A 26,462-nucleotide genomic window follows, 5' to 3' on the forward strand; every position below is an offset into this window, starting at 1 on the left:
GTCTGCTGTGGTCGACAGTTTCGACAGCCGAAGGGAAGCGCCCATGTCCACCAGCATCGAAGAATCCTCGCCCGCCCTGCCCTCGATCGTCGAGCGTCTCGCCGCCGCGACGGCCGGGCCGGTGCACGCCCCCGGCGACCCTGGGTTCGACCTGTCCGTGGCCTCGTTCAACACCACGACCGTGCACCGGCCCGCCGCTGTGGTGGTCGCGTCCAGCGCCGCGGACGTGGCCACGGCGGTCGGGATCGCGATCGACGCGGGTTTGTCGGTGGCCGTGCAGGCCACCGGGCACGGCGCGGCCGCCGCAGGGCCGGAGTCGATCCTGATCAACACCAGACTCCTCGACTCGGTCGTCGTCGATCCCCAGGCCCGCACCGCGACGGTCGGGGCGGGCGTGCGCTGGCAGCAGGTGCTCGACGCGGCGACGCCACACGGACTCGGCGGGGCCTGCGGGTCCGCGCCGGGCGTCGGGGTGGTCGGATACACCCTCGGCGGCGGAATCGGCCCGGCGGCGCGCACGCTCGGTTTCGCGGCCGACCACGTCGTCGAGGTGGAGGTGGTCACCGCGGACGGTCAGTTGCACAGGGTCGGCGCGACCGACGATCCCGATCTCTTCTGGGCGCTGCGGGGAGGCGGAGGCGCTTTCGGCATCGTCACGCAGATCACCTTCCGGCTCTTCGAGATTCAGACCCTGCACGCCGGCGGGATGTTCTTCGACTACCTAGACGCGCCGCGGGTCCTGCACGGCTGGCGTGAATGGGTGCATGGGGTCCCGGAGTCGGTGACCTCGTCCGTCGCGGTGGTGAACTTCCCCCCGCTGCCCGTGATCCCGGAACCGCTGCGTGGGAGGACGGTGCTGCACCTGCGCTTCGCGCACCTCAGCGACACCGAGGACGGGGAGGCGCTGCTCGAGCCTCTGCGCGCCCTGGCGACGCCGATCGTCGACACGGTGACCGAGATCATGTACGCAGATCTCGGATCGATCCACGCCGACCCGACTGATGCGATCCCGGGCGCCGAGCGCTCGATGCTGCTGCGCGAGCTGCCGGTCGAGGCGATCGACGAGTTCCTCGCGACGGTCGGCCCGGCGGGTGGACTGCCGCTGGTGCTGGCGGAGATCAGGGCGATGGGCGGTGCTCTGGGTCGCGATGCCGAGGTGCCGAACGCGGTTGCGGGTCGCGACGCCGCGTTCAGCCTGTTCACCGTCGGAATGCCGGTCCCGCCAATCGCCGAGGCGGTTCCGGTTGCACTCGATTCGGTGCTGGCCGCGATGGAGCCCTGGGGGACCGGCGGCGCACTGATGAACTTCGCAGGTGGGGCGACCGGGGAGCCGGCCGACCGGGTACGGGCGACCTGGGATCCGCAGGCGCGTCGGCGCCTCACCGCGATTCGTGATCGCGTCGATCCGAAGGGCGTGTTCGCTGCAGCGGCGCGGTGGTGACGGGCCCCGCGACCCTGGCGACCCGCGGGGTCGGCTGGTCCGTGGGTAGTCCGCGGCGGCGCGTCAGTGCGGCAGCCTGGCCTCGAGGGTGCGGGTGAGGATCTCGAGCGCCAGGTTCCAGCCCCGCGCGACGTCCTGGTTGAGCGTGACGCCGTGCAGCGACAGTGCGGGCCCGGCAAGGTCGCTGACCTCGTCCGGTCCCACTCGGGTCTGCGCGAGCTCGACGAGGTCGAGAACGAGCCGGACGCGGTCACCGTCGCTCAACGGCAGGCACGCGCGCTCGGCGAGGTCGGTCATGGTGTCAACCGTATCGGGTAGGGCCGACGCGGATTCCCGCGCGGGCATGCGGCGACACGGCGGCATGATCACCAAAGCGTCCGGGCCGTCCTCGTCCGCTCGTTTCCGTGGGGCCGCCCTCAGTGGTCGGTCGAGACGCAGCGGAACCCGATGTGGCTCATGCCGGTGTCGATCATGTGTGGGCGGCGGGCGGCGGGCCGATAGCGTCGGCAGTAGCTGTCGGCGCAGAGGAACGAGCCACCCTTGATGACCTTCCGGGGGACCCTGAACTGGGGTTGACGGGCGTCGTAGCTCTCCTCGACGGCTCCGCCGCGCGGGTTCCGCGGCGCACAGCACGAGTGCCCGCTGCCATGACCCTCGGCGTACCAGTCGTCGGTCCATTCCCAGACGTTGCCCGCCATGTCGAACAGTCCGTACGGATTCGGCGGGTAGGACGCGACCGGCGCGGTGGTGCCATATCCCGGTTCGGACCGCCAGGGGAAGTCGCCGTGCCAGAAGTTCGCGAGCCGCTGGTCGTCCGGTTCGGCCTCGTCGCCCCAAGTGAACTCGGCGTGCTCGCGTCCGCCTCGTGCCGCGGCCTCCCACTGCGCCTCGGTGGGCAGCGCGCGCCCCGCCCACAGGGCGTACGCCTGCGCGTCCTCGTGCGCGATGTGGACGACGGGATGGTCGCGGCGACCGTCGGTCGTCGAATCCGGCCCCTCCGGCGTCCGCCAGGACGCGCCCGGCGTCCATCTCCACCACTGGTTGATGTGCCGCAGGTCCACCGGGCCGGGGGTCGGGACGAACACCATCGACCCCGGCTGCAGGTTCTCGGCGGGTGCGCCCGGGAACTCCGCCGGATCCAGGGGTCGTTCCGCGACGGTGCGGTATCCGGTGTCCTCGACGAAGACCGCGTACTGGGCGTTGGTGACCTGCCGGGCCTCGATGGCGAACGCGTCGACCTCGACGCGATGGGCCGGAGCCTCCTCCGGGTAGTGCCGGTCGGAGCCCATCGTGAAGATCTGGGCCGGGACCTGCCGGAGTTCGGTCACGGTGACGGTGTCCACGAGTGCTGAAACTCCTGCCTGCTCAAGCGGTGTCGGGGGCGAACACCTCGTGCCAGTCATTCTTCATGCTCACCACGGTCCAGTCGCTGCGACGCGCGTGATCGAGTATGTCCTCCGCTCCGCCGACGTAGTCGAACTCCCGGTCGCCGTCGTCGTGCAGGATCAGCAAACGCAGAGCAGGTGCCCCCGGCAGGGTGGAGAAGGCCAGCATCGGCAGGTCGCCGTTGGAGTTGCCGACCGACAGGATCGGGCGCCGGCCGATCCGGCTCCAGATTCGCACCGGCTTCTCGGGGCCGTCGTCGAAGAAGTCCATCGCCGCCTTGTAGAGCAGATCGGACCGGCCTCCTTCTGCCCGGTACGAGAGTCCGAGGGCGCTGCCGATGATCCGTTCGGGCGGCACCCCGTACAGATCGCCGGCGACGGGGCGCATGAAATCGCGGTCGCCGCCGGAGGCGATGTAGTTGGTGAAGCCGTGTGCTTCCAGATAGCGCAGCAGTTCGACCATCGGCGTGAAGCCACACCCGCGGTACGGGCGACCGAGCGTCGGATGATCGGTTCCGCCGAAGAACGCCGTCACCCGGGCGTCGTAGTCCTCCACCGTGACCTCACCGAACGCCTGCGTGATGGCGCCCATCAGCAGCGTCAGATCGGCGTCGTCACCGTGGTAGTGCTTGACCATCGCCGCGCCGAGCCACCCGAGATCCTGCTCGAACGCGGCCTTCCAGGGTTGCCGGTCGCGCAACTCGACCTGGTCCTCGGCCATCTCGGCGAGCCGTCGGACGGTGAAATCGAGTTGGATCGGCATCGGTTTCTCACACCACAGGGTGCCGTCGTTGTCGAACACCGCGATCCGTGCCGCGGGTTCGACGTAGTCGGGCCCGCCCTCGTCGGTGACCCGGGCGACGAAATCCACAATGGCGGAGCGTGTTCCGCCGTCCGCCCACGACGCGAGCGAGCCCGTCATCGTCGTCAGTCCCGCGCCAGGAAGGCGTGCAGTTTCTTCACCGCGTGGTCGATGGTGAAGGTGGCCGGCTCCTGCCGCGGCGGGAACTCCTCGAACGTGTCGAGGAAGGCGGTACCGATCGCAGTGCCGTAGAAGACGATGTAGTCGTGGTCGAGGAACCAGTCCCAGTACGTGTTCGACGTCGAATCGGCCCGCTCGAACGGGTCGGTGCGAAGGTTGAACAGTTTCGGGACGCGCAGTTCCGTGAACGGCTCCGCCCAGATCCCCAGCGTGCCGGTCGCCCGCTGCTCCATGAATACGATCTTCCAGTTCTCGAACCGCACACCCAGGACGTCGCAGTCGTCGGAGAAATAGACCATGCCACGGCGTGGGCTCCGCTCCACCTCCCCGGTGAGATACGGCAGCAGGTTGTAGCCGTCGATGTGGACCTTGAACGTCTTGTCCCCGACGGCATGCCCTTGCTTCAGCTCCTCGACGATGTCGGCGTCACCCGCCGCCGCGAGGAAGGTGGGCAGCCAGTCGTGATGCTGGACGATGTCGTTCGAGACCGCCCCAGCGGGGATCCTGCCGGGCCACCTGATCACCTGCGGAACCCGGAAGGCGCCTTCCCAGTTGGTGTCCTTCTCGCTGCGGAAGGGGGTCGTCGCGCCGTCCGGCCACGTGTTGGCGTGCGGGCCGTTGTCGGTGCTGTAGATGACGATCGTGTCCTCGGCGAGGCCTAGTTCGTCGAGGACGTCGAGGACCGAACCGACGTTCTTGTCGTGGTCGATCATGGTGTCGTGGTACGGCGACTGCCAGATGCCCGACTGCCCCACGCTTTCCGGCTTCGTGTGCGTGCGCAGGTGCATGTGGGTGAAGTTCAGCCACAGGAAGAACGGTGTGTCCGCTTCGTGCTGGCGCCGGATGAAGTCGACAGCCGCGTCGGCGATCTCGTCGTCGATGGTCTCCATCCGCTTCTTGGTCAGCGGCCCGGTGTCCTCGATCCGCTGTCTTCCGACGCGGCCGAACCGCGGATCCTCGGTGGGATCGTCCTCGTCGGTGGCCCACGCGCGGAGGACGCCCCGCGGCCGTTGCAGGTTGTACAGCCGGGGATACAGCTCCTTGTCGGGGTAGTCCGGGAGTTCCGGCTCTTCCTCGGCGTTGAGGTGATAGAGGTTGCCGAAGAACTCGTCGAAGCCGTGCACGGTCGGCAGGTACTTGTTCAGGTCACCGAGATGGTTCTTGCCGAACTGCCCGGTCGCGTACCCGAGCGGCTTGATCAGTTCCGCGATGGTGGGATCCTCCGCGGAGAGTCCGATGTCGGCGCCCGGCATTCCGACCTTGCTCATCCCCGTTCGGTACACACTCTGGCCGGTGATGAACGAGGCGCGGCCCGCGGTGCAACTCTGTTCCCCGTAGGAGTCGGTGAACTTCATGCCCTCGTCGGCCAGGCGGTCGATGTTCGGGGTCCGGTATCCCATCAGCCCGTCGCTGTAGCAGCTGAGGTTGGTGATGCCGATGTCGTCTCCCCAGATCACCAGGATGTTCGGCTTCGAATTCGGCATGTGCGATCTCCTCGTCGGCGTGCGTGGCTTCGGCGGATACAGGCAAGCTCCTTCACGGTGAGAATGCGTGGCGCGGTGGGTCGAGCACCTCACCCTGCCCGGGTGAAACCGATGCCGGCCACGCCTCACTCGGCCGCGAACGAATACCCGCGGCGGCGACGCGACCGGCGTCGGCATTTTCACGGGCGGCGGTCTGCACCGCGACCCCAGATCTCAAGGGCCACATCGCCGTCGACCGTTGCGGGCCGCTGTTGGCGGTGGCTCGAAACACGCCTCAGACCAGGCAGATGGGGAATATGACGTTCGGGCCGATGATCGGCACGATTCCCACCGGAGCGCAGGAGAGGATGGCGCCGAGGGGGCCGAGTTGGCTGAAGAGGACGACCGGGTGGACCGAGCCGGGAGCCGGTACGACTGCGGTGTCTGCCGCGGCAAGGCCGGGCGTGAGGGCGATCATGGGTGCGACAGCGATCGCTGCCAGTGCCATGCGAAGCGAGACCTTGTTCATGGCGTTCTCTCAACTACGTGTGTGCGTGCGGCCTGGCAACTCGTTCCGACCTGCGCGACGTGAGAATCGGGGAGTGGACGGCCCCTGTTCACTAACACTGCGCCCTCCGGTCACCGTTGGCAACCAGCGAATTCGGGGTGGGGGAGTGTCCTGCGCCGCGGCGGATGTCGCGGCCTGTCGTGGTGCCCTCGGTGAGACTCGAACTCACACTGCACGGGTTTTGAATCCGTTTCCTCTGCCAATTGGGATACGAGGGCTGGTGCGGTTGTCCACTCTAGGAGATCCGTCGCGAGCGTCAAGCACCGGTACCCTCTTAGAGTCCGCGCCACGTGAGTCGAGGTGGCCGGCGGAAAGGGGAAGGCCCACGATGAACGCTCCTGTCGCTGGTAGCGGCCCGGCTGCGCGACGCGTCGTGGTCGCGGAGGACGAGACGCTGATCCGGATGGATCTGGTCGAGATGCTCCGTGAGGAGGGTTACGACGTGGTCGGCGAGGCCGGCGACGGCCAACGCGCCGTCGAACTCGCCGAGGAGTTGCGACCCGACCTGGTGATCATGGACGTGAAGATGCCCCGGCGCGACGGCATCGACGCGGCCTCGGAGATCGCCGCCAAGCGGATCGCCCCCGTGGTCATCCTCACCGCATTCAGTCAGCGTGAACTCGTCGAACGCGCCCGCGACGCCGGCGCGATGGCCTACCTCGTCAAGCCGTTCTCCAAGTCCGATCTGGTGCCTGCCGTCGAACTTGCCGCGAGCCGGTTCGCCGAGATCGCAGCGCTCGAGTCGGAGGTCGCGACCCTCACCGACCGGATCGAGACCCGCAAGATCATCGAGCGCGCGAAGGGTGTCCTGATGACCTCGCAGTCGCTCAGCGAACCCGAGGCGTTCAAGTGGATCCAGCGCGCCGCGATGGACCGCCGGACGTCGATGAAGGTCGTCGCCGAGGTCGTCATCGAAACGCTCGACCCCAAATAGTTTGAATGACTCAGTAAAATATCGGAACGGAATTGTTTCACGGGCGTTTCCTGTCGAACCCTAAAATGGACGTCCGTCCAAATGGCCGTCCACCTGCTGAATTGTCGAACTCGGGCGGGTGTGTTCCCGCTGGTCCGAGAGCTTCCGGCGTAACACTCGAAACAAGAATTCGGACCGTACGTTGTGTTGCCCTGCAAGCCGATTACGGCGGGGATATGTTCTGTCCGGGCTGACGCGGTCGGCCCCTCCGGCAATGCCGGGGTGCGCAGAATTCGGAGGTGGGACGTGCATCGTCGTACAGCGAGAGGCGCGTTGGTCATTGGTGTCGCGGCGGTCCTGGCGGTCGCGGGATGTAGCAGCAAGTCGACCGACAGTGGATCGTCCGGAAACAGCACGTCCGGTTCCTCCTCGGGGCTGAGCATTCAGCCGACTGTGCTGCTCGACGCCGGGGCCGTCGAGGTGCCCGGCAGCGACGTGACCGACGCCGCGAACCCGGCCGGCAGCGGCAACGCCACCTGCTCGGGCGTCTCGCTGGCCATGGCGGGCGCACTGACCGGTGCGAATTCCGCACTGGGACAGAACATCCTGTACGGCGCCAAGCTCGCCATCGACAAGCACAACAAGGCCAACCCCAACTGCCAGGTCACCGTCAAACAGTTCGACACCGAGGGCGACCCGCAGAAGGCGACCCAGGTTGCGCCCAATATCGTCAGCGACCAGTCCGTCATCGGGCTGCTGGGGCCGGCGTTCTCCGGCGAGACCAAGGCCACCGGATCGATCTTCAACCAGGCCGGACTGCCCTTCCTCACCGCCTCGGCCACCAACCCGACTCTCACCGAGAACGGCTGGAGCACCTTCTTCCGGGGCCTGGGCAACGACAACAGTCAGGGCACCGTCGTCGCCAAGTACCTCACCGGCAGCCTCGGCGCCAAGAAGGTCTGCGTCGTCCAGGACGATTCCGACTACGGCGTCGGCCTGGCCAAGGTCGTCACCGCCGAACTCGGTGCGGCGGCGGACCCGGCATGCTCGGCCAGCGTCAAGACCGGCCAGAAGGACTTCGCCGCCACGGTCTCGCAGATCAAGGGCGAGTCCCCCGACGCGATCTGGTACTCGGGCTACTACGCCGAGGCCGCCCCGTTCGTGACCCAGCTGCGCGAGGGCGGCGTCACCGCGACGTTCAGTTCGGGCGACGGCACCAACGACCCCGAGTTCGTCAAGCAGGCCGGTCAGGCTGCCAAGGACGCGATCCTGACCTGCCCGTGCATCCCGGCCCCGCCCGCGCTGGCGAAGGAGTACGAGGCACTCAACGGTCAGGCGCCGGGCGTCTACTCCGTCGAGGGCTACGACCTGACGACGATCATGCTCGCGGCGATCGACTCGGGGGTCAAGGACCGGGCCGGACTGCTCGCCTTCGTCAAGGGCTACGACGGCCAGGGCGTCGGCAAGCGGTACCAGTGGAACGACAAGGGTGAGCTCTCGAACGCGCTCATCCAGATCTACAAGGTCAACTGACCCGAGGCGCCGGCCGGGCGCCCGCGAGCACACACGCGCACGCGGGCCCCGGCCGTACCGCCCGAGCGGCTGTCGACCACATCCGAAGACCCGCGGAGAAAGACTTCGATGATCGCAACCGCACTCGCCGACTCGGCGAACCTGTACGCAGGCAATATCAGCTTCAACATCGACGGACTGACCAAGAGCTTCTGGCAGTTGACCATCGACGGCCTCAGCTACGGCGCCATCTACGCGCTCGTCGCCATCGGCTACACGCTGGTGTACGGCGTGCTTCGACTGATCAACTTCGCGCACTCCGAGATCTTCATGCTCGGCATGTTCGGCCAGTACGTCGCGCTGGAGTTGATGGGCTTCACCCCCAGCGGCAACGCTTACAACGAGGGCGTGGTCATGACCGTCGTATTCCTCGGTCTCGCGATGCTGTTCGGCATGGCCGTGTCCGGCACCGCGGCCGTCGGCCTGGAACGGGTGGCCTACCGGCCGCTGCGCAGGCGCGGCGCCAAACCGCTGGTCTTCCTCATCACCGCTATCGGAATGTCTTTCGTACTCCAGGAATTCGTGCACTACGTGTTGCCGAAGATCTGGCCGGGGCTCGGCGGACCCAACGCGCAGCAGCCGATCAAGCTCGTCCAGCCGGTGGAGGTGTTCACCATCGGGGGCGCCGCGGTCACGAACGTGACGATCGTGATCATCGTCGCGGCGCTGCTGCTGACCCTGCTCACCGACATCGTCATCAACCGCACCAAGTTCGGTCGCGGAATCCGGGCCGTCGCACAGGATCCCGACACCGCGACCCTGATGGGGATCTCACGCGAGCGGGTGATCATGCTGACCTTCCTGCTCGGCGGCATCCTCGCCGGCGCCGCCGCCATGCTCTACACCCTCAAGATCCCGTCCGGCATCATCTTCAACGGCGGATTCATCCTCGGCATCAAGGCGTTCTCGGCGGCGGTCCTCGGCGGCATCGGCAACCTGCGCGGCGCCCTGCTCGGCGGTCTGCTGCTCGGCGTGATGGAGAACTACGGCCAGGTGGTGTTCGGCACCGAATGGCGCGACGTCGTCGCATTCGTGCTGCTCGTCGCGGTGCTGATGTTCCGGCCTACCGGCATTCTCGGTGAGAGCCTCGGGAGGGTCCGGGTATGAGCATCGGCAATTCGACGGCAGCGTCACCGAATTCGAGCGAACTCCCTGCCGCGCCACCGCCCGAGAGGCACGGTGTCGGCGACGCGATCCGGGGATGGTGGAACGGGCTCGCCCGGCCGATGCAGTGGCTGGTCGGGGTGCCGGTGATCGCGCTGATCGCGATCCTGCCGGTGTGGCGACCGCCGCTGCTGGACACCCCCGGCACCGACTTCGGCGGCGTCATGGCGCAGTTCGCCATGTACGCACTGATCGCCATCGGCCTCAACGTGGTGGTCGGTCAGGCGGGGCTGCTCGACCTCGGTTACGTCGGTTTCTACGCCGTCGGCGCCTACACCGTCGCGCTGCTCACCAGCCCGAACAGCCCGTGGAACAAGTTGAGCGCCACCGGGTTCTTCTCCACCGACTGGGCCTGGCTCTCGTGCCTGCCCCTCGCCGTGGCGATCACCGCGTTCACCGGGCTGATACTCGGCACCCCGACGCTGCGCCTGCGCGGTGACTACCTGGCCATCGTGACCCTCGGCTTCGGTGAGATCGTGCGGTTGCTCGCCGACAACCTCACCGACGTCACCAACGGCGGTCAGGGCCTGTCCCAGATCGCGTACCCGCGCCTGGGCGTCTCCGAGGACAACCCGTACGGGGTCTTCTCGGCCGGCAACACCGGAGGCAACGTCAACTCCGGCGTCTGGTGGTACTGGGTCGGCATGGCGATGGTGATCGTGGTGCTGCTGATCGTCGGGAACCTCGAACGCAGCCGGGTCGGACGGGCGTGGGTGGCGATCCGCGAGGACGAGGACGCCGCCGAGATCATGGGCGTGCCCACCTTCAAGTTCAAGCTGTGGGCCTTCACCATCGGCGCCTCCATCGGCGGACTCTCGGGCGCCCTCTACGCGGGCCAGGTCCAGTTCATCAACCCGACCGGGTTCAACGTCATCAACTCGATGCTGTTCCTCTGCGCGGTGGTGATCGGCGGCCAGGGCAACAAGCTCGGCGTGATCGTCGGCGCGTTCATCATCGTGTACCTGCCGAACCGGGCGATGTCGATCCAGGTCGGCGGGCAGTCGCTGGGTGACTACAAGTACCTCTTCTTCGGGCTCGCGCTGGTGGTGCTGATGATCTTCCGGCCGCAGGGCCTGTTCCCGGCGCGGCAGAAGCTGCTCGCCTACGGCAGGCAGGTGTACCAGGCGGTGCGGCGACCGGTGCCGGCCGAACCGGTCGCCGCGACGAAGGGGGAGGCGCCATGACGGCGGGTCCGGGACCGGGCGATGCCCTGTTCGACAACGAGGACATGGCCGAGCCCGCGACCGAGGCGGCGGCGCCCAGCGCGGGCATCGTCGACGTCGCGGCGGTCGACCCGACGCTCGGAGATCCCGAGGCGGTCGCCGAAGTCGTTGCACCGCAACGCGAGATCGCCACCGGCGAGGGGCAGGTGCTGCTGCGCACCGACGGGCTCAGCGTCCGGTTCGGCGGCCTCGTCGCGCTCGACGACGTGACCTTCGAGATCAGGCGCGGGGAGATCCTCGGGCTGATCGGGCCGAACGGTGCGGGCAAGACCACCTGCTTCAACGCCATCACCGGTGTCTACAAGCCGTCCGCCGGCACCGTCACATTCGACGGCAAGCCGCTCGAGAAGACGAAACGCAACGAGATCACCCGCCTCGGCATCGCCCGCACCTTCCAGAACATCCGGCTGTTCGGGGAGATGACCGCGCTGGAGAACGTCGTGGTCGGCACCGACGCCCGGCACCGGACCTCGGTGCCCGGCGCCATCTTTCGGACCGCGCGGCACCGGCGCGAGGAGCGGGACGCCGTCGAGCGCGGCCTGGCGTTGCTCGAGTTCGTGGGCATCGCGCCCCGCGCGGTGGAGAAGGCGAAGAACCTCTCCTACGGCGACCAGCGCCGGCTCGAGATCGCACGTGCACTCGCCACCGAGCCGAAGCTGCTGTGCCTCGACGAGCCCGCCGCCGGTTTCAACCCCAGCGAGAAATCCGCACTGATGGACCTGATCCGCAAGATTCGCGACGACGGCTTCACGGTGCTGCTCATCGAGCACGACATGCGCTTGGTGATGGGGGTGACCGACCGGATCGTGGTGCTCGAGTTCGGCCGCAAGATCGCCGACGACCTGCCCGCCGCGATCCGGCAGAACCCCGCCGTGATCGCCGCCTACCTGGGGGTGCCCGACGATGCCGCTTCTTGATCCGCCCGCCGTCGACCGGCAGGCCACGCCCGCCCGGACGCCGCTGCTCGAGGTGACCGACATGGTCGTCGGCTACGGCCGCATCCGGGCGCTGCACGGGATCTCGCTGCGGGTCGAGCGCGGCGAACTGGTCACACTGCTCGGCGCGAACGGCGCCGGCAAGTCCACCACCATGCGGGCCCTGTCCGGCCTGCTGCCGTTGACCGCCGGCCGGATCGTCTTCGACGGTCGCGACATCACCCGGATGAAGGCCCACGAACGGGTCAAACTGGGCGTCGTGCAGGCGCCTGAGGGTCGCGGCGTGTTCCCCGGCATGACCGTGCAGGAGAACCTCGACATGGGCTGCTACGCCCGCAAGTTCGAGAGCAAGCAGGCCTACACGGACCGACTCGACTGGGTCTTCGGACTGTTCCCTCGACTCGCCGAGCGGCGCACTCAGGTCGGCGGCACCATGTCCGGCGGCGAGCAGCAGATGCTGGCCATCGGGCGCGCCCTGATGGCCCGGCCGCGACTGCTGATGCTCGACGAACCGTCGATGGGGTTGGCGCCCATGGTGATCCAGCAGATCTTCCGGATCATCTCGGAGATCAACACGCAGGGCACCACCATCCTGCTCGTCGAGCAGAACGCGCAGCAGGCGCTCACCCGGACCGATCGCGCCTACATCCTCGAGACCGGCGAGGTGACCAAGACCGGGACCGGGACGGCACTGCTCGCCGACCCGGCGGTCAAGCACGCATACCTGGGCGTGGGATAGTGCCGGGCGACGCCGCGGGGTCGGTTCCCCGCCGCCGGAGTTCCACAGTGTCGGTGTCGCTCCCTAGACTCTCCCCGGTGAGCCCAGCAACCGATCAGAGCCCCGCCGCCCCAGCCGACGCCGCCGCCGCGAGCGAGAAGCCGACACTGCTGCTGCTCGACGGGCACTCGCTGGCCTATCGCGCGTTCTTCGCGCTGCCCGCGGAGAACTTCAAGACGCACAGCGGCCAGACCACCAACGCGGTGTACGGGTTCACCTCGATGCTGATCAACCTGCTGCGCGACGAGCAGCCCACGCACGTCGCGGCGGCGTTCGACGTCTCCCGGCAGACCTTCCGCGCGGAGGCGTTCCCGGAGTACAAGGCGAACCGCGCGAAGACCCCCGACGAGTTCAAGGGGCAGGTCGAGATCACCAAGGAGGTGCTCGGTGCGATGGGCATCCCGGTGATGGCCGAAGCCGGGTTCGAGGCCGACGACATCATCGCCACCCTCACCACGCAGGCCGAGGATCTCGGCTACCGGGTCCTGGTGTGCACCGGCGACCGCGACTCGTTGCAGCTCGTCACACCCGACGTGACCGTGCTCTACCCGAAGAAGGGCGTCTCCGACCTGACCCGCTTCACCCCGGCGGCGGTCGAGGAGAAGTACGGCCTCACCCCGCGCCAGTACCCGGACTACGCGGCGCTGCGCGGCGACCCGAGCGACAACCTGCCGGGCATCCCCGGCGTGGGGGAGAAGACCGCCGCCAAGTGGATTCGCGAGTACGGCTCGCTCAACGATCTGGTGGACCACGTCGACGAGGTCCGCGGCAAGGTCGGTGACTCGCTGCGTGCGAACCTGTCGTCGGTCGTGCTCAACCGGCAGCTCACCGAGATGGTCCGCGACGTGCCGCTGCCGTACACCCCCGACCAGCTGGTGCTCGCGCCGTGGGACCGGGACAAGATCCACGCCCTCTTCGACGACCTCGAGTTCCGCGTCCTGCGAGACCGGCTCTTCGACACGCTGTCCTCGGCCGAACCCGAGGCCGAGGAGGGCTTCGAGGTGCGCGGCGGGGCGCTCGAGCCGGGCACCCTCGCGTCCTGGCTCGCCGAGCACGGACGCGACGGCCGGCGCAGTGGACTGTCGGTGGTCGGCGCGGGCACCCCGTACGGCGGGGACGCCACCGCGATCGCGATCGCCGCGGCCGACGGCGAGGGCGGCTACGTCGTCGTGTCCGCCGCGACACCGGAGGACGAGAAGGCGCTCGGCGAGTGGCTCGCCGACGTGGACGCGCCGAAGGCGCTGCACGAGGCCAAGGCCGCGGTGCACGCCCTGCGCGGACGCGGTTGGACGCTCGGCGGGCTCACCAGCGACACCGCGCTGGCGGCCTACCTGGTGCGGCCCGGTCAGCGCAGCTTCAACCTCGACGACCTCTCGCTGCGCTACCTCAAGCGGGAGCTGCGGGTCGAGGACTCCGGCGAGGCGCAGCTCTCGCTGCTCGACGAGGAGGACCAGGCCGATGCGGCCGCCGCCGAGGGCGAGATCCTGCGCGCCCGCGCCGTGCTCGACCTCGCCGCGGCGCTGGACACCGAACTCGCGGCCATCGAGTCGCAGCGGCTGCTCACCGAGATGGAGCTGCCGCTGCTCGCGGTGCTCGCGGACGTGGAGGCCACCGGCATCGCCGTGGACACCACGCACCTGCACGACCTGCAGTCCCGGTTCGCCGCGCAGATCGGTGAAGCGGCAGACGCGGCCTACGAGGTGATCGGCAAGCAGATCAATCTCGGTTCGCCCAAGCAGCTGCAGGTGGTGCTCTTCGACGACCTGGGTATGCCGAAGACGAAGAAGACCAAGACCGGCTACACCACGGACGCGGCCGCACTCGAGTCGCTGTTCGAGAAGACGCAGCATCCCTTCCTCGAACACCTGCTCGCGCATCGCGACGCCACCCGTCTCAAGGTGACGGTGGACGGCCTGCTCAAGTCGGTGGCCGACGACGGCCGGATCCACACCACGTTCAACCAGACGGTGGCCGCCACCGGCCGGCTGTCCTCGACCGAGCCGAACCTGCAGAACATCCCGGTGCGGACCGACGCGGGCCGGGAGATCCGCGACGGTTTCGTCGTCGGCGACGGCTACGACGTCCTGATGACGGCCGACTACAGCCAGATCGAGATGCGGATCATGGCGCACCTGTCCCGGGACGAGGGCCTGATCGAGGCGTTCAACACGGGCGAGGACCTGCACAGCTTCGTCGGTTCGCGCGCGTTCGGGGTCCCGATCGAGGAGGTCACCCCCGAGCTGCGTCGTCGGGTCAAGGCGATGTCGTACGGCTTGGCGTACGGGCTCAGCGCGTTCGGCCTGGCCGCGCAGCTGAAGATCTCCACCGAGGAAGCGAAGGCGCAGATGGACGCCTACTTCGCGCGGTTCGGCGGCGTCCGCGACTACCTGCGCGAGGTGGTCGAGCAGGCCCGCAAGGACGGGTACACCTCGACGCTGTTCGGGCGGCGGCGCTACCTGCCGGATCTGAACAGCGACAACCGCCAGCGTCGCGAGGTGGCCGAGCGGGCCGCGTTGAACGCGCCCATCCAGGGCACGGCCGCGGACATCATCAAGGTCGCGATGATCGACGTGCAGGACGCGCTGGCCGCGTCCGGACTGCGCTCGCGGATGCTGCTGCAGGTGCACGACGAACTGGTGCTCGAGGTGGTCGACGAGGAACGCGAGGCGGTCGAAGCGCTGGTCCGGGAGAAGATGGCCGGTGCGATCGAACTGTCGGTGCCCCTGGACGTGTCGGTGGGCACCGGACGGAGCTGGGACAGTGCGGCGCACTGACGGGCCGCGTATCGCGCGCGGGAAGGCAAGGCTGGACGGCGGCTACCGAGTGAAGGCATGTGAGGCATGAGCGTTCTGGTGTGTTTCCACGCGCATCCCGACGACGAGGTGTTCATCACCGGAGGGGTGATGCGGCAGGCGTCCGATGCCGGTCACCGCGTCGTCGTGGTGACCGCGACCGACGGTGCGCTCGGCGAGGTCCCGGCGGGGCTGCTCGATCCGGGTGAGTCGCTGGCCCAGAGGCGACGACGCGAACTCGAGGAGTCGACGAGTGCGCTCGGAGCGCACCGCGTGGTGATGCTGCACTACCCGGATTCGGGGATGGCCGGCACCCCGGACAACGAGAACCCCGACGCGTTCTGCAACGTCGACGTGGACCTGGCCGCCGAGCGGCTCGCGGAGATCCTCGCGGAGGAGTCGGCGGACGTGGTGACCATCTACGACACGAACGGTGGCTACGGGCATCCGGACCACGTCCAGGTGCATCGGGTCGGGGTCCGTGCCGCCGAGCTCGCCGGGGTGCCGCACGTGTACGAGGCCGCGATCAACCGCGACCACATGAAGCGGCTGCTGGCGGCGAACCCGGCGTGGACCGACGAGGCGCAGCCGCCGGACGTCGAGTCCCTGGGACTGCCCGAGTCGGAGATCACCACGGCCGTCGACGTGAGCGCCCAGATCGCGGCCAAGCGTGCGGCGATGCGCGCGCACGCCACGCAGGTCGGCGACTTCGGGCCCTTCCTCGAGATGCCCGAGGAGCAGCTCGCGGCCGCGTTCGGGCTCGAGTGGTTCCGGCGGCGCGGCGCGGCCCCCGATGCGTTGGAGACCGCGCTGCCGCTCTAGGCGCCCGGCGGCGTGGCCTCAGCCCTGCTGCTGCGCCGCAACCTGCTCGCGGACCTTGTCCATGTCCAGGGCCTTGACCTGGGTGACGAGGTCCTCGAGCGCGGCCGGCGGGAGCGCGCCTGCCTGCGAGAACACCAGGATGCCCTCGCGGAACGCCATGATCGTCGGGATGGACCGGATGTTCGCGGCCGCCGCGAGCCCCTGCTCCGCCTCGGTGTCGACCTTGGCGTGCACCACGTCGGTGTGCTGCTCGGACGAGGCCTCGAAGGTGGGGGCGAAGGCGCGGCACGGTCCGCACCACGACGCCCAGAAGTCGACGAGCACCACGTCGTTGCCGCCGACGATCTCGTCGAAGTTCTGCTGGGTCAGGGTCTGAGTAGCCATGCGAATCCTCTCGTTGGGCCTGATGCTGCGATTCAACAGCGCGACCACGGGAAATCTTCCCTCACGCGATCCGCCACTCGCGCTTCGCGTCGCCGTCCCAGCGTCGGATTCCGTCCGCGACGCCCGAGCGTTCCCGCGGGTTCAGCAGGTTGATCGCGGGACCGATCTCGTCCGGGAACACCCTCCTGGCCAGCGTGATGTGCGGCGTCCAGTCGCCGGGATGAATGTGCGCGGGGATGCCGGGACTGGTGTGCAACAGCCGAAAGACGGTCCGTTGCAACGCGAGCAGACCCGACGTCGGAATCACCAGATACGACAGGGTCTTCCGATGCCCACCGAAGACGACCAGGCCGCCCAGTGCCAGGTGCAGCTTCGGGGCCAGCAATTCCTGCTGAAGCAGCAGCTCGGTTTCCGGCTCGATGTGCTGTGCCACCGCCAGCGTGATGTGCGGCCGGTTCGTCGACTTGCGCACGATGTCCTGGCTCGGCAGGTTGGCATCGGACAGTCGTCGCCACTCCCGGCGTACCGCAGCGTCGAGATCGGCGTCGAGCAGCAGTTCCACGGACTGCACCATCTGAGCAATGATGGTCGGGTGAACCAGCCTCGCGCAACAACACCCGAGTCGACCCGGTTGGGGCTGCTGGTCGGCGACGGGATCGGCCACGAGATCGTGCCCGCCACGCAGCGGGTCGTCGACACCGCGATGTCGGCAGTCGGAGCGCCGCCGATCGAGTGGGTCGAACTCCCCGTCGGGCTCGAGGCGATCGCCGCGCACGGCTCCCCGATCCCGGAGCAGACCCTGGAGGCGCTCGGCGCCCTCGACGCCTGGGTCCTCGGACCCCACGACAGTGCCGCCTATCCGCAGGCGTTCCGCGGCCAGTTGACGCCGGGCGGCACGATTCGCAAACGGTTCGACCTGTACGCGAACATTCGGCCGGCCCGCGCGTTCGCCGGGGTGCGGTCCACCGTGCCGGCGATGGACCTGGTGATCGTCCGGGAGAACACCGAGGGCTTCTACGCGGATCGCAACATGCACACGGGCAGTGGCGAATTCATGCCGACACCCGACGTCGCGCTGGCGGTCGCGGTGTTCACCCGACGGGCCTGTGAACGGATCGCACACATCGCCTTCGAACTGGCGTCGCGGCGTCGACGCCGAGTGACGGTGGTGCACAAGGCGAACGTGCTGGCTCTGACCACCGGACTCTTCCGCGACGTGTGCCTCGAGATCGCCGAGCAGTACCCCGGGGTGGAGGTGCGCACCGAGCACGTCGACGCGATGGCCGCGCACCTGGTCCGCCGCGGCGCCGAGTTCGACGTGGTGGTGACGGAGAACATGTTCGGCGACATCCTCTCCGACCTCGCGGGCGAACTGTCCGGCTCGCTCGGTACCGCCCCGTCGATCAACGCCTCGCAGACCCAGGCCATGGCCCAGGCCTCGCACGGTGCCGCGCCGGACATCGCCGGACGCAACCGCGCGAACCCGACCGCGCTGATGCTCTCGGCCGCGATGCTGCTCGACTGGCTGGCCGGGCGGCGGGAATCGGATGCGCTCGCGCGGGCCGCCGAGCGGATCCGGGCCGCGATCGCGCACACGCTCGAGGCCGGCGTCGCGACCGCGGATCTCGGCGGCCTCGCGTCCACCGCGGAGTTCACCGAGACGGTCGGCGCCCGCATTCTGCGGTGGTGAGACCCGATCGTGGCGGGCGCCGGTGTCGGGTCGCGTATCAGGTGCGAATCGCCGCTGAGCCAGTAATGTTCTGCTGGTGAGGCCACGGTGGGCGGGTCGGATGCGTGCCGGGAAACCGGCGCGACGGTCTTCGCGGCGCGCGGTGCGGGCCGCGGTCGGGGCGTTGCTGCTCTCGGTGGTGCTGGGCGGGTGCGTCCACAACAGCGAAGGCCTGGTGCCGCCTGCGACCGTGCACGTCGACCGGGTCGAGGAGATCGCCGCCCAGGTACCGCCGGCCACAGCGGCGAGCGGCCGGTTGAAGATCGGGGTCAACGTCCCGTACGCGCCCAACGAGTTCAAGGACGAGAACGGCAAGATCGTCGGGTTCGACGTCGACCTGATGGATGCCGTCGCCGCGGTGCTGGGGTTGCGAGCCGAGTTCAACCAGGCCGACTTCGACAAGATCATCCCCGCGGTGCAGGCCGGCACCTACGACATGGGGATGTCCTCGTTCACCGACACCCTGGAGCGGCAGAAGTCCGTGGACTTCGTCGACTACTACACCGCGGGCATCCAGTGGGCGCAGCGCACCGGCGAGTCCATCGATCCGAACGACGCGTGCGGGCTGCGGGTCGGGGTGCAGACGACCACCACCGAGGACATCGACGAGGTGCCCGCGAAGAGCGACGCCTGCGTCGCGGCGGGGAAGGAGCCGATCGCGAAGATCAAGTACGACAGCCAGGACGACGTGTCCACCGCGCTGATCCTCGGCCGCGTCGACGCGATGTCAGCGGACTCCCCGGTGACCGCGTACGCCATCAAACGTAGCAACGGCCGGCTCGAGGACGCGGGCCCCCAATTCGACTCGGCTCCGTATGGGTGGCCGGTGCGCAAGGGCTCACCGTTGGCACCGGTGCTGCAGCACGCCCTGCAGCACCTCATCGACACCGGCACCTACCAGCAGATCGCTGACAACTGGGGTGTCGGGACCGGCACCGTCACCACCGCGCAGATCAACGGCGCGACGAGCTGACCCGGGTCACGGCAGGAAGGCGGAGGGCGATGGCGCAGGACACGGCAGGTCAAGCCGAGCGCGCGGAGGAACCGGAACCGATCCGGGCGGTGCCGCTGCGCAGGCCCGGGCGGTGGATCGCAGCCGTCGTCGTGGTGGTGCTGGTCGCGTTGTTCGTCTACGGCGCGGCCACCAACGAGGCCTTCGCATGGGACGTGTACGGCCAGTACCTGTTCGACGCCCGCATCACCGAGGGCGCCCTTCGAACGATCGAACTGACCGTCCTGGCGATGGTCATCGCGGTGGTGCTCGGCGTGGTGCTCGCGGTGATGCGACTGTCCCCGAACCCGGTCCTGCGCAGCGCGGCGTGGGTGTATCTGTGGATCTTCCGAGGCACCCCGGTGTACGTGCAACTGGTCTTCTGGGGTCTGCTCCCGTCGATCTACAAGACACTCGACGTCGGTGTCCCGTTCGGTCCGCAGTTCGCGCACATCAACCTGCAGGACCTGCAGGCGGCGTTCCTGTTCGCCGTGATCGGGCTGGGCCTCAACGAGGCCGCGTACATGGCCGAGATCGTGCGCGCCGGAGTCGGTTCCGTCGGCGAGGGGCAGCTCGAGGCGTCCACCGCGCTCGGCATGTCGTGGGCGCAGACGATGCGTCGGACCGTGCTGCCGCAGGCGATGCGCGTGATTATCCCGCCCACCGGCAACGAGCTGATCAGCATGCTCAAGACCACCTCGCTCGTCCTCGCCGTGCCGTACACGGGCGAACTGTGGGGCCGGGCCCGGGACATCTCCGGTGCGAACTTCCAGCTGATCCCGTTGCTGCTCGTGGCGGCGACCTGGTACCTGGCGATCACGAGCGTCCTGATGATCGGGCAGTTCTACATCGAGCGGCACTACTCGAAGGGGCTGTCCCGGGTCCTCACCGCGCGGCAGTTGCAGGCCCTTGCCGACGCCCAGCACAAACCGGTGCCGCCGGTGGCCGCGCCCGATGCAGGAGGTCCGCTGTGACGACGACGCCGATGGTGAAGGCGGACCGGGTCTGCAAGAGCTTCGGGGCGCTGAAGGTGCTGCGCGGGGTGACCCTCGAGATTGAGCCGGGCCAGGTGCTGTGCCTGGTCGGGCCGTCGGGATCGGGCAAGTCGACGTTCCTGCGCTGCATCAACCACCTCGAGCAGGTCAGCGCGGGCCGTCTCTACGTGGACGGGGAACTGGTCGGGTACGCCGAACGCGGCGGCAAGCTGTACGAGCTCCACCCGCGGGCCGCGGCTCGGCAACGCCGCGACATCGGCATGGTGTTCCAGCATTTCAACCTGTTCCCGCATCGCACCGCGCTGGAGAACATCATCGAGGCGCCCACCCAGGTGAAGAAGGTGCGCAAAAAGGATGCGGTGACCCGGGCACGCGACCTGCTCGACCAGGTCGGGCTCAGCGACAAGGCCGACGCCTACCCCGCCCAGCTGTCCGGCGGCCAGCAGCAGCGGGTCGCGATCGCGCGGGCGCTGGCGATGGACCCGAAGCTGATGCTCTTCGACGAACCCACCTCGGCGCTCGACCCCGAACTGGTGGGGGAGGTGCTCGGGGTGATGAAGACCCTCGCCAAGGAGGGCATGACCATGGTCGTGGTCACCCACGAGATGGGCTTCGCCCGCGAGGTAGCGGACCAGCTGGTGTTCATGGACGGCGGCGTCGTCGTCGAGTCCGGGGAGCCGCGGGAGATGCTGGCGAATCCGACCCACGACCGGACCAAGGCCTTCCTGTCCAAGCTCCTCTGACTCGCACCCCGCCCCGCCCCGCCCCCGCCGCCCCCCCACTCAGTGAGTGAACGGAAGCGTTCACTCGATCTGATCGAACGAACGTACCGTTCACTCGATCAGGGCTGCTATCGTAGTGATATCACTTCGATAGCAAAGGTGGGGCAGGGGAGATGGAGCGTCGGGCGTTTCGGCTCAACGGTTTCATGGTGTTGCTGGGCCTGGTGGTGCTGGCGGTGATCGCGGCGACCGTGGCCGCCACCGGCGATGCGGGACTCGGCGGCGCGATCGTGATCGCGGTGCTGATCGTCGTGATCGCGACCGGCTTCACGGTGATCAACCCGAACGAGGCGAAGGTCGTGCAGTTCTTCGGCCGGTACGTCGGCTCGGTCGACGACGCCGGCTTCCAGTGGGTGATCCCGCTGACGACCAAGCGTCGAGTCACCCTGCGGGTACGTAACTTCGAGACCGCGAAGCTGAAGGTGAACGACGCGGCGGGCAACCCGGTCGAGATCGCTGCCGTGGTCGTCTACAGGGTCGTCGACAGCGGTAAGGCCACCTTCGCGGTCGACGACTACGAGGAGTACGTCGCCATCCAGTCCGAGGCGGCGGTCCGCCACCTCGCGACCACGCACCCGTACGACTCCCATCAGGACGACGTCACCAGCCTGCGGGACGGCGCGGAGGTCGCGGCCGAACTCACGGCGGAACTTCGCGAGCGCACCGATCTCGCGGGCGTCGAGGTGATCGAGGCCAGGATCACGCACCTGGCGTACGCGCCGGAGATTGCCCAGGCGATGCTGGTGCGTCAGCAGGCTGCCCAGGTCGTCGCGGCCCGGACCATGATCGTCGAGGGCGCGGTCGGCATGGTCGGGCTCGCACTGGATCGGCTGGGGGAGCAGGGCGTCGTCGAACTCGACGAGGAGCGCAAGGCCAACATGGTGTCCAACCTGTTGGTCGTGCTCTGCGGAGACAAAGCAACGCAGCCGATCGTCAACGCGGGCACGCTGTACTCATAGGCACATGGTCGAACGCAAGAAGGTGCTGTTGCGGCTGGACCCGGCCGTGTACGACGCGATGGCGAAGTGGGCCGCCGACGACCTCCGCAGCGTGAACGCGCAACTCGAGTACGCGCTGCGGAGGGCACTCGATCAGGCCGGGCGGGCGCCGCGCCGCGGTGAGTGAACGTGGCGTTCGTTCGATCTGATCGAGTGAACGCTTCCGTTCACTCACTTGGGGGCGGTGGGTTTGCGGCAGACGAAGATCGCGGTTCCGGGGAAGAGTTGGCCGCGGAGGGGGCTCCACTGACCCCACTCGCGGTCCAGCCACTCCGGCCAGTCCGGTTCGACGATGTCGCGCAATTCCAGTCCGGCGGCGACGATCTCACGGACCCGGTCGCCGATCGTGCGGTGATGCTCGACGTACGTCGGTGTGCCGTCGTCGTCCACCTCGACATAGGGGGTGCGGTCGAAGTACGGGATCGTCGCGGTGAGCCCCTTCGGTCCCGGGTCGTCCGGAAAGATCCAGCGCACCGGATGATTCACCGAGAACACCCACAGTCCGCCCGGGCGCAACACCCGCGCGACCTCTCGCATCACCAACGCGGAGTCGGCGACGAAGGGGACGGCGCCGAACGCCGAGCAGGCGATGTCGAACGACTCGTCAGCGAACGGCAGCGCCTCGGCGCCCGCCTGTACCAGCGGCACCCGCGGCCCGCCCGCGGCCATCGCGTCGAGGCCGCGGGCGAGCATGCCCCGCGACAGGTCCAGTCCGACCGCTCGCGCGCCCTGGCCGGCCAGCCAGCGCGCGCACGGCGCGGAACCGCACCCCACCTCGAGTACGTCCTTGCCCGCGACATCGCCGAGCAGGTGCACGTCGCCCTCGTGCAGACCCTCTGGGCACCAGACGAATTCGCCACCGGCAGACGCCACCCCGAGGAACTCGCCGTGCGTGCGGTGGTAGTCGTCGGCGTCGGCGTCCCACCAGGCGCGGCTCGCGCGTTCGCTGTCGGCCGAGCCGACCCGGGTGCGGCTCACGCCCGTGGTGCCCAGCGCGGCGTTGGCCGCGGCGTGACGGTCGTCGGGAGTGGGAGTTTGCGTCATCGGGGGACCCCTGGCAGGTGTGATCGGTCGTGCTCAGTCGAAGAGTGATCATCCACTGCCGCGCCGAGACCGCCCACACCGGACGGGCGTCACGGCAGCCTGCGGGTGAGCACCAGCGCCGACCCGGCGGAGACGATGAGCACGAGCGTGCCGGCCACCAGCCACGGGCGGCTCGCGTCCGAACGGGTGACCTCGTAGCCGATCTGCTCCTGCAGGCTCTGGTAGCTCTTGCGCAGTTCGGCGCCGCTGGTCGCAGTGAAGGAAGAGCCGCCGGACAGGCGGGCGATCTCGGCGAGCGAGGCGTCGTCGACGGGGACCGGAATCTGCCGGCCCTCGATCGTGACCGTCCCCGTCTCGGTGCCGAAGGAGATGGTCGACACCGGCACCCCCTTGTCCTTCGCCTGACGTGCCGCGGTGAACGCTCCACGGGGGTCGTCGAGATCCTCCGGCACAGTCTCCTTGCCGTCCGACTCGACGACGATCCGGGCGGGCGGTGTGCCCTCGCCGCTCACCACCGCGCCGAATGCCTCGATCGCCTGCAGGGCGGTGAAGATCGCCTCCCCGGTGGCGGTGCGTTCGGCGAGTTGCAGGTGGTCGATGGCCGCCTTGATCGCGGTCCGGTCGCGGGTCGGCGACACCAGCACCGAGGCCGTCCCCGCGAAGGCCTCCAGTCCGAGATTGATGCCCGGGGTGAGCTCGTCCGCGAACGCCTTGGCCGCCTCCTGCGCCGCCGCGATCCGCGACGGGGCGACGTCGTTTGACTTCATGGACAGCGACACGTCGATGACCAGCATCACCGTGGCCCGGTTCCGGGGGATCCGCTGCGCGGCGGTCGGCCCGGCGAGCGCGACGACCAGCAGCACGGTGCCGGCCAGGAACAGGGCCGTCGGGACGTGCCGCGACACGCCGGGGCGCCGCGGTGCGACCTGCTCGAGCAGTTCGAGGTTGGTGAAGCGCAGGAACTGGCGCCTGCGCAGGCGCTGCACCACCAGATAACCGACGAGTAGTGCGACCGGCGCGAGCAGCAGCGCCAGCCACCACGGGGAGGCGAACAGGGGCCCGCTCACGCAGTCGCCGTCAACGCATCCGGTGGTGCATGTACCCGTGATATCCGCCGCCGTGCGCGAACACCGAGACGGCGACCACCGCGTAGACCAGTACGAAGAGCAGGAGCAGACCGCCGAAGAGCCACAGCGAGATCTGGCCGAGCCGGCGTACCCGGTCCGACGCCTCGGCGGCGCCCTCGACGTCCCCGTCGGCCCACAGTGGATAGACGTTGAACGCGTGCGTGAACGCGGCGAACGCGAGCGGCCAGAAGAACAGCAGCGACGCCACCGCCCAGCCGGCGTTGCTCGGCGGTCGCGCACGCCCGGCGGTGGCGGCGCCGGGCGGTTCGGCGGGCGCGGCCGGTTCGGGCGGTTCGGCTGGAGGTGGGGTACCGGGCGTGGTCATCGCGACCTCCTGATGTGAGACTGGTCACTTCGACGGTACCGATTCGGTGCTGAGGAATCGCTGAATCCGGCCGGGCATCGGCCCGGGTTTGCCCAGCTAAGTACCGGTCGCGTACCCTAATCCACGCGAGTGTCCACACTGCCGCACCGAAACTGGCGCGGCGCGGGGATGTTCGTGAGTCCGACAGAACACCATCAACCGACTATCTATCCCTCCGGAGCAACTCACCTAATGCCCTCCACAACCACCACCTCGCCGCAGGTAGCCGTCAACGACATCGGCTCTGCCGAGGATTTCCTCGCCGCCATCGACGCCACGATCAAGTACTTCAACGATGGCGACATCGTCGAAGGCACCATCGTCAAGGTCGACCGCGACGAGGTCCTGCTCGACATCGGTTACAAGACCGAAGGTGTCATCCCTTCCCGTGAGCTCTCCATCAAGCACGACGTCGACCCCAACGAGGTCGTCTCCGTGGGCGATGAGGTCGAAGCCCTGGTCCTCACCAAGGAGGACAAGGAAGGTCGACTGATCCTGTCGAAGAAGCGTGCTCAGTACGAGCGCGCCTGGGGCACCATCGAGGAGCTCAAGGAGAAGGACGAGGCCGTCAAGGGCACCGTCATCGAGGTCGTCAAGGGTGGCCTCATCCTCGACATCGGTCTCCGTGGCTTCCTGCCCGCGTCGCTCGTCGAGATGCGTCGTGTCCGCGATCTGCAGCCGTACGTCGGCAAGGAGATCGAGGCCAAGATCATCGAGCTCGACAAGAACCGCAACAACGTGGTCCTGTCGCGTCGCGCATGGCTCGAGCAGACCCAGTCCGAGGTCCGCAGCGAGTTCCTGCACCAGCTGCAGAAGGGCCAGGTCCGCAAGGGCGTCGTGTCCTCCATCGTCAACTTCGGTGCCTTCGTGGACCTGGGTGGCGTCGACGGCCTGGTGCACGTCTCCGAGCTGTCCTGGAAGCACATCGACCACCCGTCCGAGGTCGTCGAGGTCGGCAACGAGGTCACCGTCGAGGTTCTCGACGTCGACCTGGACCGCGAGCGCGTCTCCCTGTCGCTGAAGGCGACGCAGGAGGACCCGTGGCGTCAGTTCGCCCGCACCCACGCGATCGGCCAGATCGTTCCGGGCAAGGTCACCAAGCTGGTTCCGTTCGGCGCGTTCGTTCGCGTCGAGGAGGGCATCGAGGGCCTGGTGCACATCTCCGAGCTGGCCGAGCGCCACGTGGAGGTTCCGGACCAGGTCGTGGGTGTCGGCGACGATGCGCTCGTCAAGGTCATCGACATCGACCTCGAGCGTCGTCGTATCTCGCTCTCGCTCAAGCAGGCGAACGAGGACTACAACGCCGAGTTCGACCCGTCCAAGTACGGCATGGCCGACTCGTACGACGAGCAGGGCAACTACATCTTCCCCGAGGGCTTCGATCCCGAGACCAACGAATGGCTCGAGGGCTTCGACAAGCAGCGTGAAGAGTGGGAAGGCCGCTACGCCGAGGCCGAGCGTCGCCACAAGATGCACACCGCTCAGATGGAGAAGACCGCCGCAGACGAGGCCGCCGAGGCTGCCAACGCTGCCGCCGGCTACTCCTCGGAGTCCGGTTCCGCCGAGGGTGGCGAGTCCGCCGGTACCTCGTCGACCGAGGCGAGCGGATCCCTGGCCAGCGACGCTCAGCTCGCTGCGCTGCGGGAGAAGCTGTCCGGCAACGCGTGATGTGACGGCCCGCTAGCCGGGTCGACGTGAAAGGCCCCGGTCCTGCAATGCAGGACCGGGGCCTTTCGCTGTCGGGGGAACGCGGTGCCGGCTCACGCTCCCGGACTGGATATCAGCTCGTCGAGCATGGCGGCCTTCTCCACCAGATCGTGTTCGGTGGGCTTGTCGCCGTCGGGCAGTTCCCGTCGCAGGTCCTCGCGGGTGATGACCACCCACGACGACCGCTGCGCCGCGTCGGCGCCCGTCAGAATCCTGATCGAGCCTTCCTCGAGCACCAGGGTCGGAGTGTCGACGGAGCTGTCGAGGAGCATTCGCAAATCGTCCGCTGTGACAGTCATGTAC

The 26,462-nt window shown here is 68.4% G+C and carries 27 protein-coding genes and 1 tRNA gene; 16 read left to right on the forward strand and 12 right to left on the reverse strand.

Going from position 1 to position 26,462, the window contains the following annotated elements:
• The first annotated feature begins 43 nt into the window (after nucleotides 1–43).
• Complete coding sequence (locus tag ACFVH2_RS14510) at nucleotides 44–1,441, forward strand: FAD-binding oxidoreductase (RefSeq protein ID WP_378424840.1); 1,398 nt, start codon at nucleotides 44–46, stop codon at nucleotides 1,439–1,441.
• Between the two features lie 63 nt (nucleotides 1,442–1,504).
• Here the strand turns inward: ACFVH2_RS14510 and ACFVH2_RS14515 are convergent, their stop codons facing one another.
• The 6 genes from ACFVH2_RS14515 to ACFVH2_RS14540 form a co-directional block, all read right to left on the reverse strand.
• A complete protein-coding gene (locus tag ACFVH2_RS14515; protein ID WP_378424839.1) occupies nucleotides 1,505–1,738 on the reverse strand; it encodes a hypothetical protein in 234 nt (77 codons plus the stop codon).
• Between the two features lie 119 nt (nucleotides 1,739–1,857).
• The gene (locus ACFVH2_RS14520) at nucleotides 1,858–2,784 is read right to left on the reverse strand and encodes a formylglycine-generating enzyme family protein (RefSeq protein WP_378424837.1); all 927 of its coding nucleotides are present in this window, start codon (nucleotides 2,782–2,784) and stop codon (nucleotides 1,858–1,860) included.
• Between the two features lie 22 nt (nucleotides 2,785–2,806).
• Nucleotides 2,807–3,748 carry an HAD family hydrolase gene (locus ACFVH2_RS14525; protein WP_378424835.1) on the reverse strand — a complete coding sequence of 314 codons (942 nt, stop codon included), beginning with the start codon at nucleotides 3,746–3,748 and terminating at the stop codon, nucleotides 2,807–2,809.
• A 5-nt stretch (nucleotides 3,749–3,753) separates the two neighbouring features.
• Nucleotides 3,754–5,292, reverse strand: a complete 1,539-nt coding sequence (locus tag ACFVH2_RS14530) for an arylsulfatase (protein WP_378424833.1) — start codon at nucleotides 5,290–5,292, stop codon at nucleotides 3,754–3,756.
• A gap of 274 nt (nucleotides 5,293–5,566) precedes the next feature.
• A complete protein-coding gene (locus ACFVH2_RS14535) occupies nucleotides 5,567–5,779 on the reverse strand; it encodes a hypothetical protein (protein WP_378424831.1) in 213 nt (70 codons plus the stop codon).
• A 201-nt stretch (nucleotides 5,780–5,980) separates the two neighbouring features.
• Nucleotides 5,981–6,057: transfer RNA gene (locus ACFVH2_RS14540), tRNA-Leu, on the reverse strand.
• 110 nt (nucleotides 6,058–6,167) lie between these two features.
• On the opposite strand from ACFVH2_RS14540, the gene ACFVH2_RS14545 reads away from it, so the two are divergent.
• From ACFVH2_RS14545 to ACFVH2_RS14580, 8 genes are all read left to right on the forward strand, one after another.
• Entirely contained in the window at nucleotides 6,168–6,773 is a 606-nt protein-coding gene (locus tag ACFVH2_RS14545; protein WP_378424829.1) for an ANTAR domain-containing response regulator, read from the forward strand.
• Nucleotides 6,774–7,058: 285 nt separating this feature from the next.
• Complete coding sequence (locus ACFVH2_RS14550; protein WP_378424827.1) at nucleotides 7,059–8,285, forward strand: branched-chain amino acid ABC transporter substrate-binding protein; 1,227 nt, start codon at nucleotides 7,059–7,061, stop codon at nucleotides 8,283–8,285.
• A gap of 108 nt (nucleotides 8,286–8,393) precedes the next feature.
• Nucleotides 8,394–9,431 carry a branched-chain amino acid ABC transporter permease gene (locus ACFVH2_RS14555; RefSeq protein WP_378424825.1) on the forward strand — a complete coding sequence of 346 codons (1,038 nt, stop codon included), beginning with the start codon at nucleotides 8,394–8,396 and terminating at the stop codon, nucleotides 9,429–9,431.
• Nucleotides 9,432–9,550: 119 nt separating this feature from the next.
• On the forward strand, nucleotides 9,551–10,672 hold the full coding sequence (locus tag ACFVH2_RS14560) for a branched-chain amino acid ABC transporter permease (protein WP_378424999.1): 1,122 nt from the start codon (nucleotides 9,551–9,553) through the stop codon (nucleotides 10,670–10,672).
• A gap of 44 nt (nucleotides 10,673–10,716) precedes the next feature.
• On the forward strand, nucleotides 10,717–11,628 hold the full coding sequence (locus ACFVH2_RS14565) for an ABC transporter ATP-binding protein (protein WP_378424997.1): 912 nt from the start codon (nucleotides 10,717–10,719) through the stop codon (nucleotides 11,626–11,628).
• Nucleotides 11,615–12,385 carry an ABC transporter ATP-binding protein gene (locus ACFVH2_RS14570; protein WP_378424823.1) on the forward strand — a complete coding sequence of 257 codons (771 nt, stop codon included), beginning with the start codon at nucleotides 11,615–11,617 and terminating at the stop codon, nucleotides 12,383–12,385. Before ACFVH2_RS14565 ends, ACFVH2_RS14570 begins: the two co-directional genes overlap by 14 nt.
• A gap of 77 nt (nucleotides 12,386–12,462) precedes the next feature.
• On the forward strand, nucleotides 12,463–15,198 hold the full coding sequence (gene polA, locus ACFVH2_RS14575; RefSeq protein ID WP_378424821.1) for a DNA polymerase I: 2,736 nt from the start codon (nucleotides 12,463–12,465) through the stop codon (nucleotides 15,196–15,198).
• 66 nt (nucleotides 15,199–15,264) lie between these two features.
• Complete coding sequence (locus tag ACFVH2_RS14580) at nucleotides 15,265–16,038, forward strand: PIG-L family deacetylase (protein ID WP_378424819.1); 774 nt, start codon at nucleotides 15,265–15,267, stop codon at nucleotides 16,036–16,038.
• An 18-nt stretch (nucleotides 16,039–16,056) separates the two neighbouring features.
• Here ACFVH2_RS14580 and trxA read toward each other — a convergent pair whose 3' ends face one another.
• A complete protein-coding gene (gene trxA / locus ACFVH2_RS14585; RefSeq protein WP_378424817.1) occupies nucleotides 16,057–16,422 on the reverse strand; it encodes a thioredoxin in 366 nt (121 codons plus the stop codon).
• A gap of 61 nt (nucleotides 16,423–16,483) precedes the next feature.
• The gene (locus tag ACFVH2_RS14590; RefSeq protein WP_378424815.1) at nucleotides 16,484–16,996 is read right to left on the reverse strand and encodes a 2'-5' RNA ligase family protein; all 513 of its coding nucleotides are present in this window, start codon (nucleotides 16,994–16,996) and stop codon (nucleotides 16,484–16,486) included.
• Between the two features lie 18 nt (nucleotides 16,997–17,014).
• Here ACFVH2_RS14590 and ACFVH2_RS14595 point away from each other — a divergent pair, with 18 nt between their 5' ends.
• From ACFVH2_RS14595 to ACFVH2_RS14620, 6 genes are all read left to right on the forward strand, one after another.
• Complete coding sequence (locus tag ACFVH2_RS14595) at nucleotides 17,015–18,112, forward strand: isocitrate/isopropylmalate dehydrogenase family protein (RefSeq protein ID WP_378424813.1); 1,098 nt, start codon at nucleotides 17,015–17,017, stop codon at nucleotides 18,110–18,112.
• A 100-nt stretch (nucleotides 18,113–18,212) separates the two neighbouring features.
• Nucleotides 18,213–19,124 carry an ABC transporter substrate-binding protein gene (locus ACFVH2_RS14600; RefSeq protein WP_378424995.1) on the forward strand — a complete coding sequence of 304 codons (912 nt, stop codon included), beginning with the start codon at nucleotides 18,213–18,215 and terminating at the stop codon, nucleotides 19,122–19,124.
• A gap of 29 nt (nucleotides 19,125–19,153) precedes the next feature.
• Nucleotides 19,154–20,116 carry an amino acid ABC transporter permease gene (locus ACFVH2_RS14605; RefSeq protein WP_378424812.1) on the forward strand — a complete coding sequence of 321 codons (963 nt, stop codon included), beginning with the start codon at nucleotides 19,154–19,156 and terminating at the stop codon, nucleotides 20,114–20,116.
• Between the two features lie 11 nt (nucleotides 20,117–20,127).
• Nucleotides 20,128–20,880, forward strand: coding sequence for an amino acid ABC transporter ATP-binding protein (locus ACFVH2_RS14610; protein WP_378424992.1), 753 nt, complete (start codon nucleotides 20,128–20,130; stop codon nucleotides 20,878–20,880).
• Nucleotides 20,881–21,032: 152 nt separating this feature from the next.
• A complete protein-coding gene (locus ACFVH2_RS14615; protein ID WP_378424811.1) occupies nucleotides 21,033–21,878 on the forward strand; it encodes an SPFH domain-containing protein in 846 nt (281 codons plus the stop codon).
• A gap of 4 nt (nucleotides 21,879–21,882) precedes the next feature.
• Nucleotides 21,883–22,044 (forward strand): hypothetical protein, encoded by a 162-nt coding sequence (locus tag ACFVH2_RS14620; protein WP_378424809.1) that lies wholly within the window; start codon nucleotides 21,883–21,885, stop codon nucleotides 22,042–22,044.
• A gap of 44 nt (nucleotides 22,045–22,088) precedes the next feature.
• Here ACFVH2_RS14620 and ACFVH2_RS14625 read toward each other — a convergent pair whose 3' ends face one another.
• From ACFVH2_RS14625 to ACFVH2_RS14635, 3 genes are all read right to left on the reverse strand, one after another.
• Nucleotides 22,089–22,961 carry a class I SAM-dependent methyltransferase gene (locus ACFVH2_RS14625; RefSeq protein WP_378424807.1) on the reverse strand — a complete coding sequence of 291 codons (873 nt, stop codon included), beginning with the start codon at nucleotides 22,959–22,961 and terminating at the stop codon, nucleotides 22,089–22,091.
• Between the two features lie 89 nt (nucleotides 22,962–23,050).
• Nucleotides 23,051–24,028 (reverse strand): VWA domain-containing protein, encoded by a 978-nt coding sequence (locus ACFVH2_RS14630; RefSeq protein WP_378424805.1) that lies wholly within the window; start codon nucleotides 24,026–24,028, stop codon nucleotides 23,051–23,053.
• A 10-nt stretch (nucleotides 24,029–24,038) separates the two neighbouring features.
• A complete protein-coding gene (locus ACFVH2_RS14635) occupies nucleotides 24,039–24,413 on the reverse strand; it encodes a CD225/dispanin family protein (protein ID WP_378424803.1) in 375 nt (124 codons plus the stop codon).
• 231 nt (nucleotides 24,414–24,644) lie between these two features.
• Here ACFVH2_RS14635 and rpsA point away from each other — a divergent pair, with 231 nt between their 5' ends.
• The gene (gene rpsA, locus ACFVH2_RS14640) at nucleotides 24,645–26,120 is read left to right on the forward strand and encodes a 30S ribosomal protein S1 (RefSeq protein ID WP_378424801.1); all 1,476 of its coding nucleotides are present in this window, start codon (nucleotides 24,645–24,647) and stop codon (nucleotides 26,118–26,120) included.
• A 92-nt stretch (nucleotides 26,121–26,212) separates the two neighbouring features.
• On the opposite strand, the gene ACFVH2_RS14645 is transcribed toward rpsA, so the two are convergent.
• Nucleotides 26,213–26,458, reverse strand: coding sequence for a hypothetical protein (locus tag ACFVH2_RS14645; RefSeq protein ID WP_378424799.1), 246 nt, complete (start codon nucleotides 26,456–26,458; stop codon nucleotides 26,213–26,215).
• Nucleotides 26,459–26,462 lie beyond the last annotated feature (4 nt).

The sequence above is a fragment of the Rhodococcus sp. NPDC127527 genome, assembly GCF_042672245.1.
Classification (GTDB): Bacteria; Actinomycetota; Actinomycetes; order Mycobacteriales; family Mycobacteriaceae; genus Rhodococcus_G.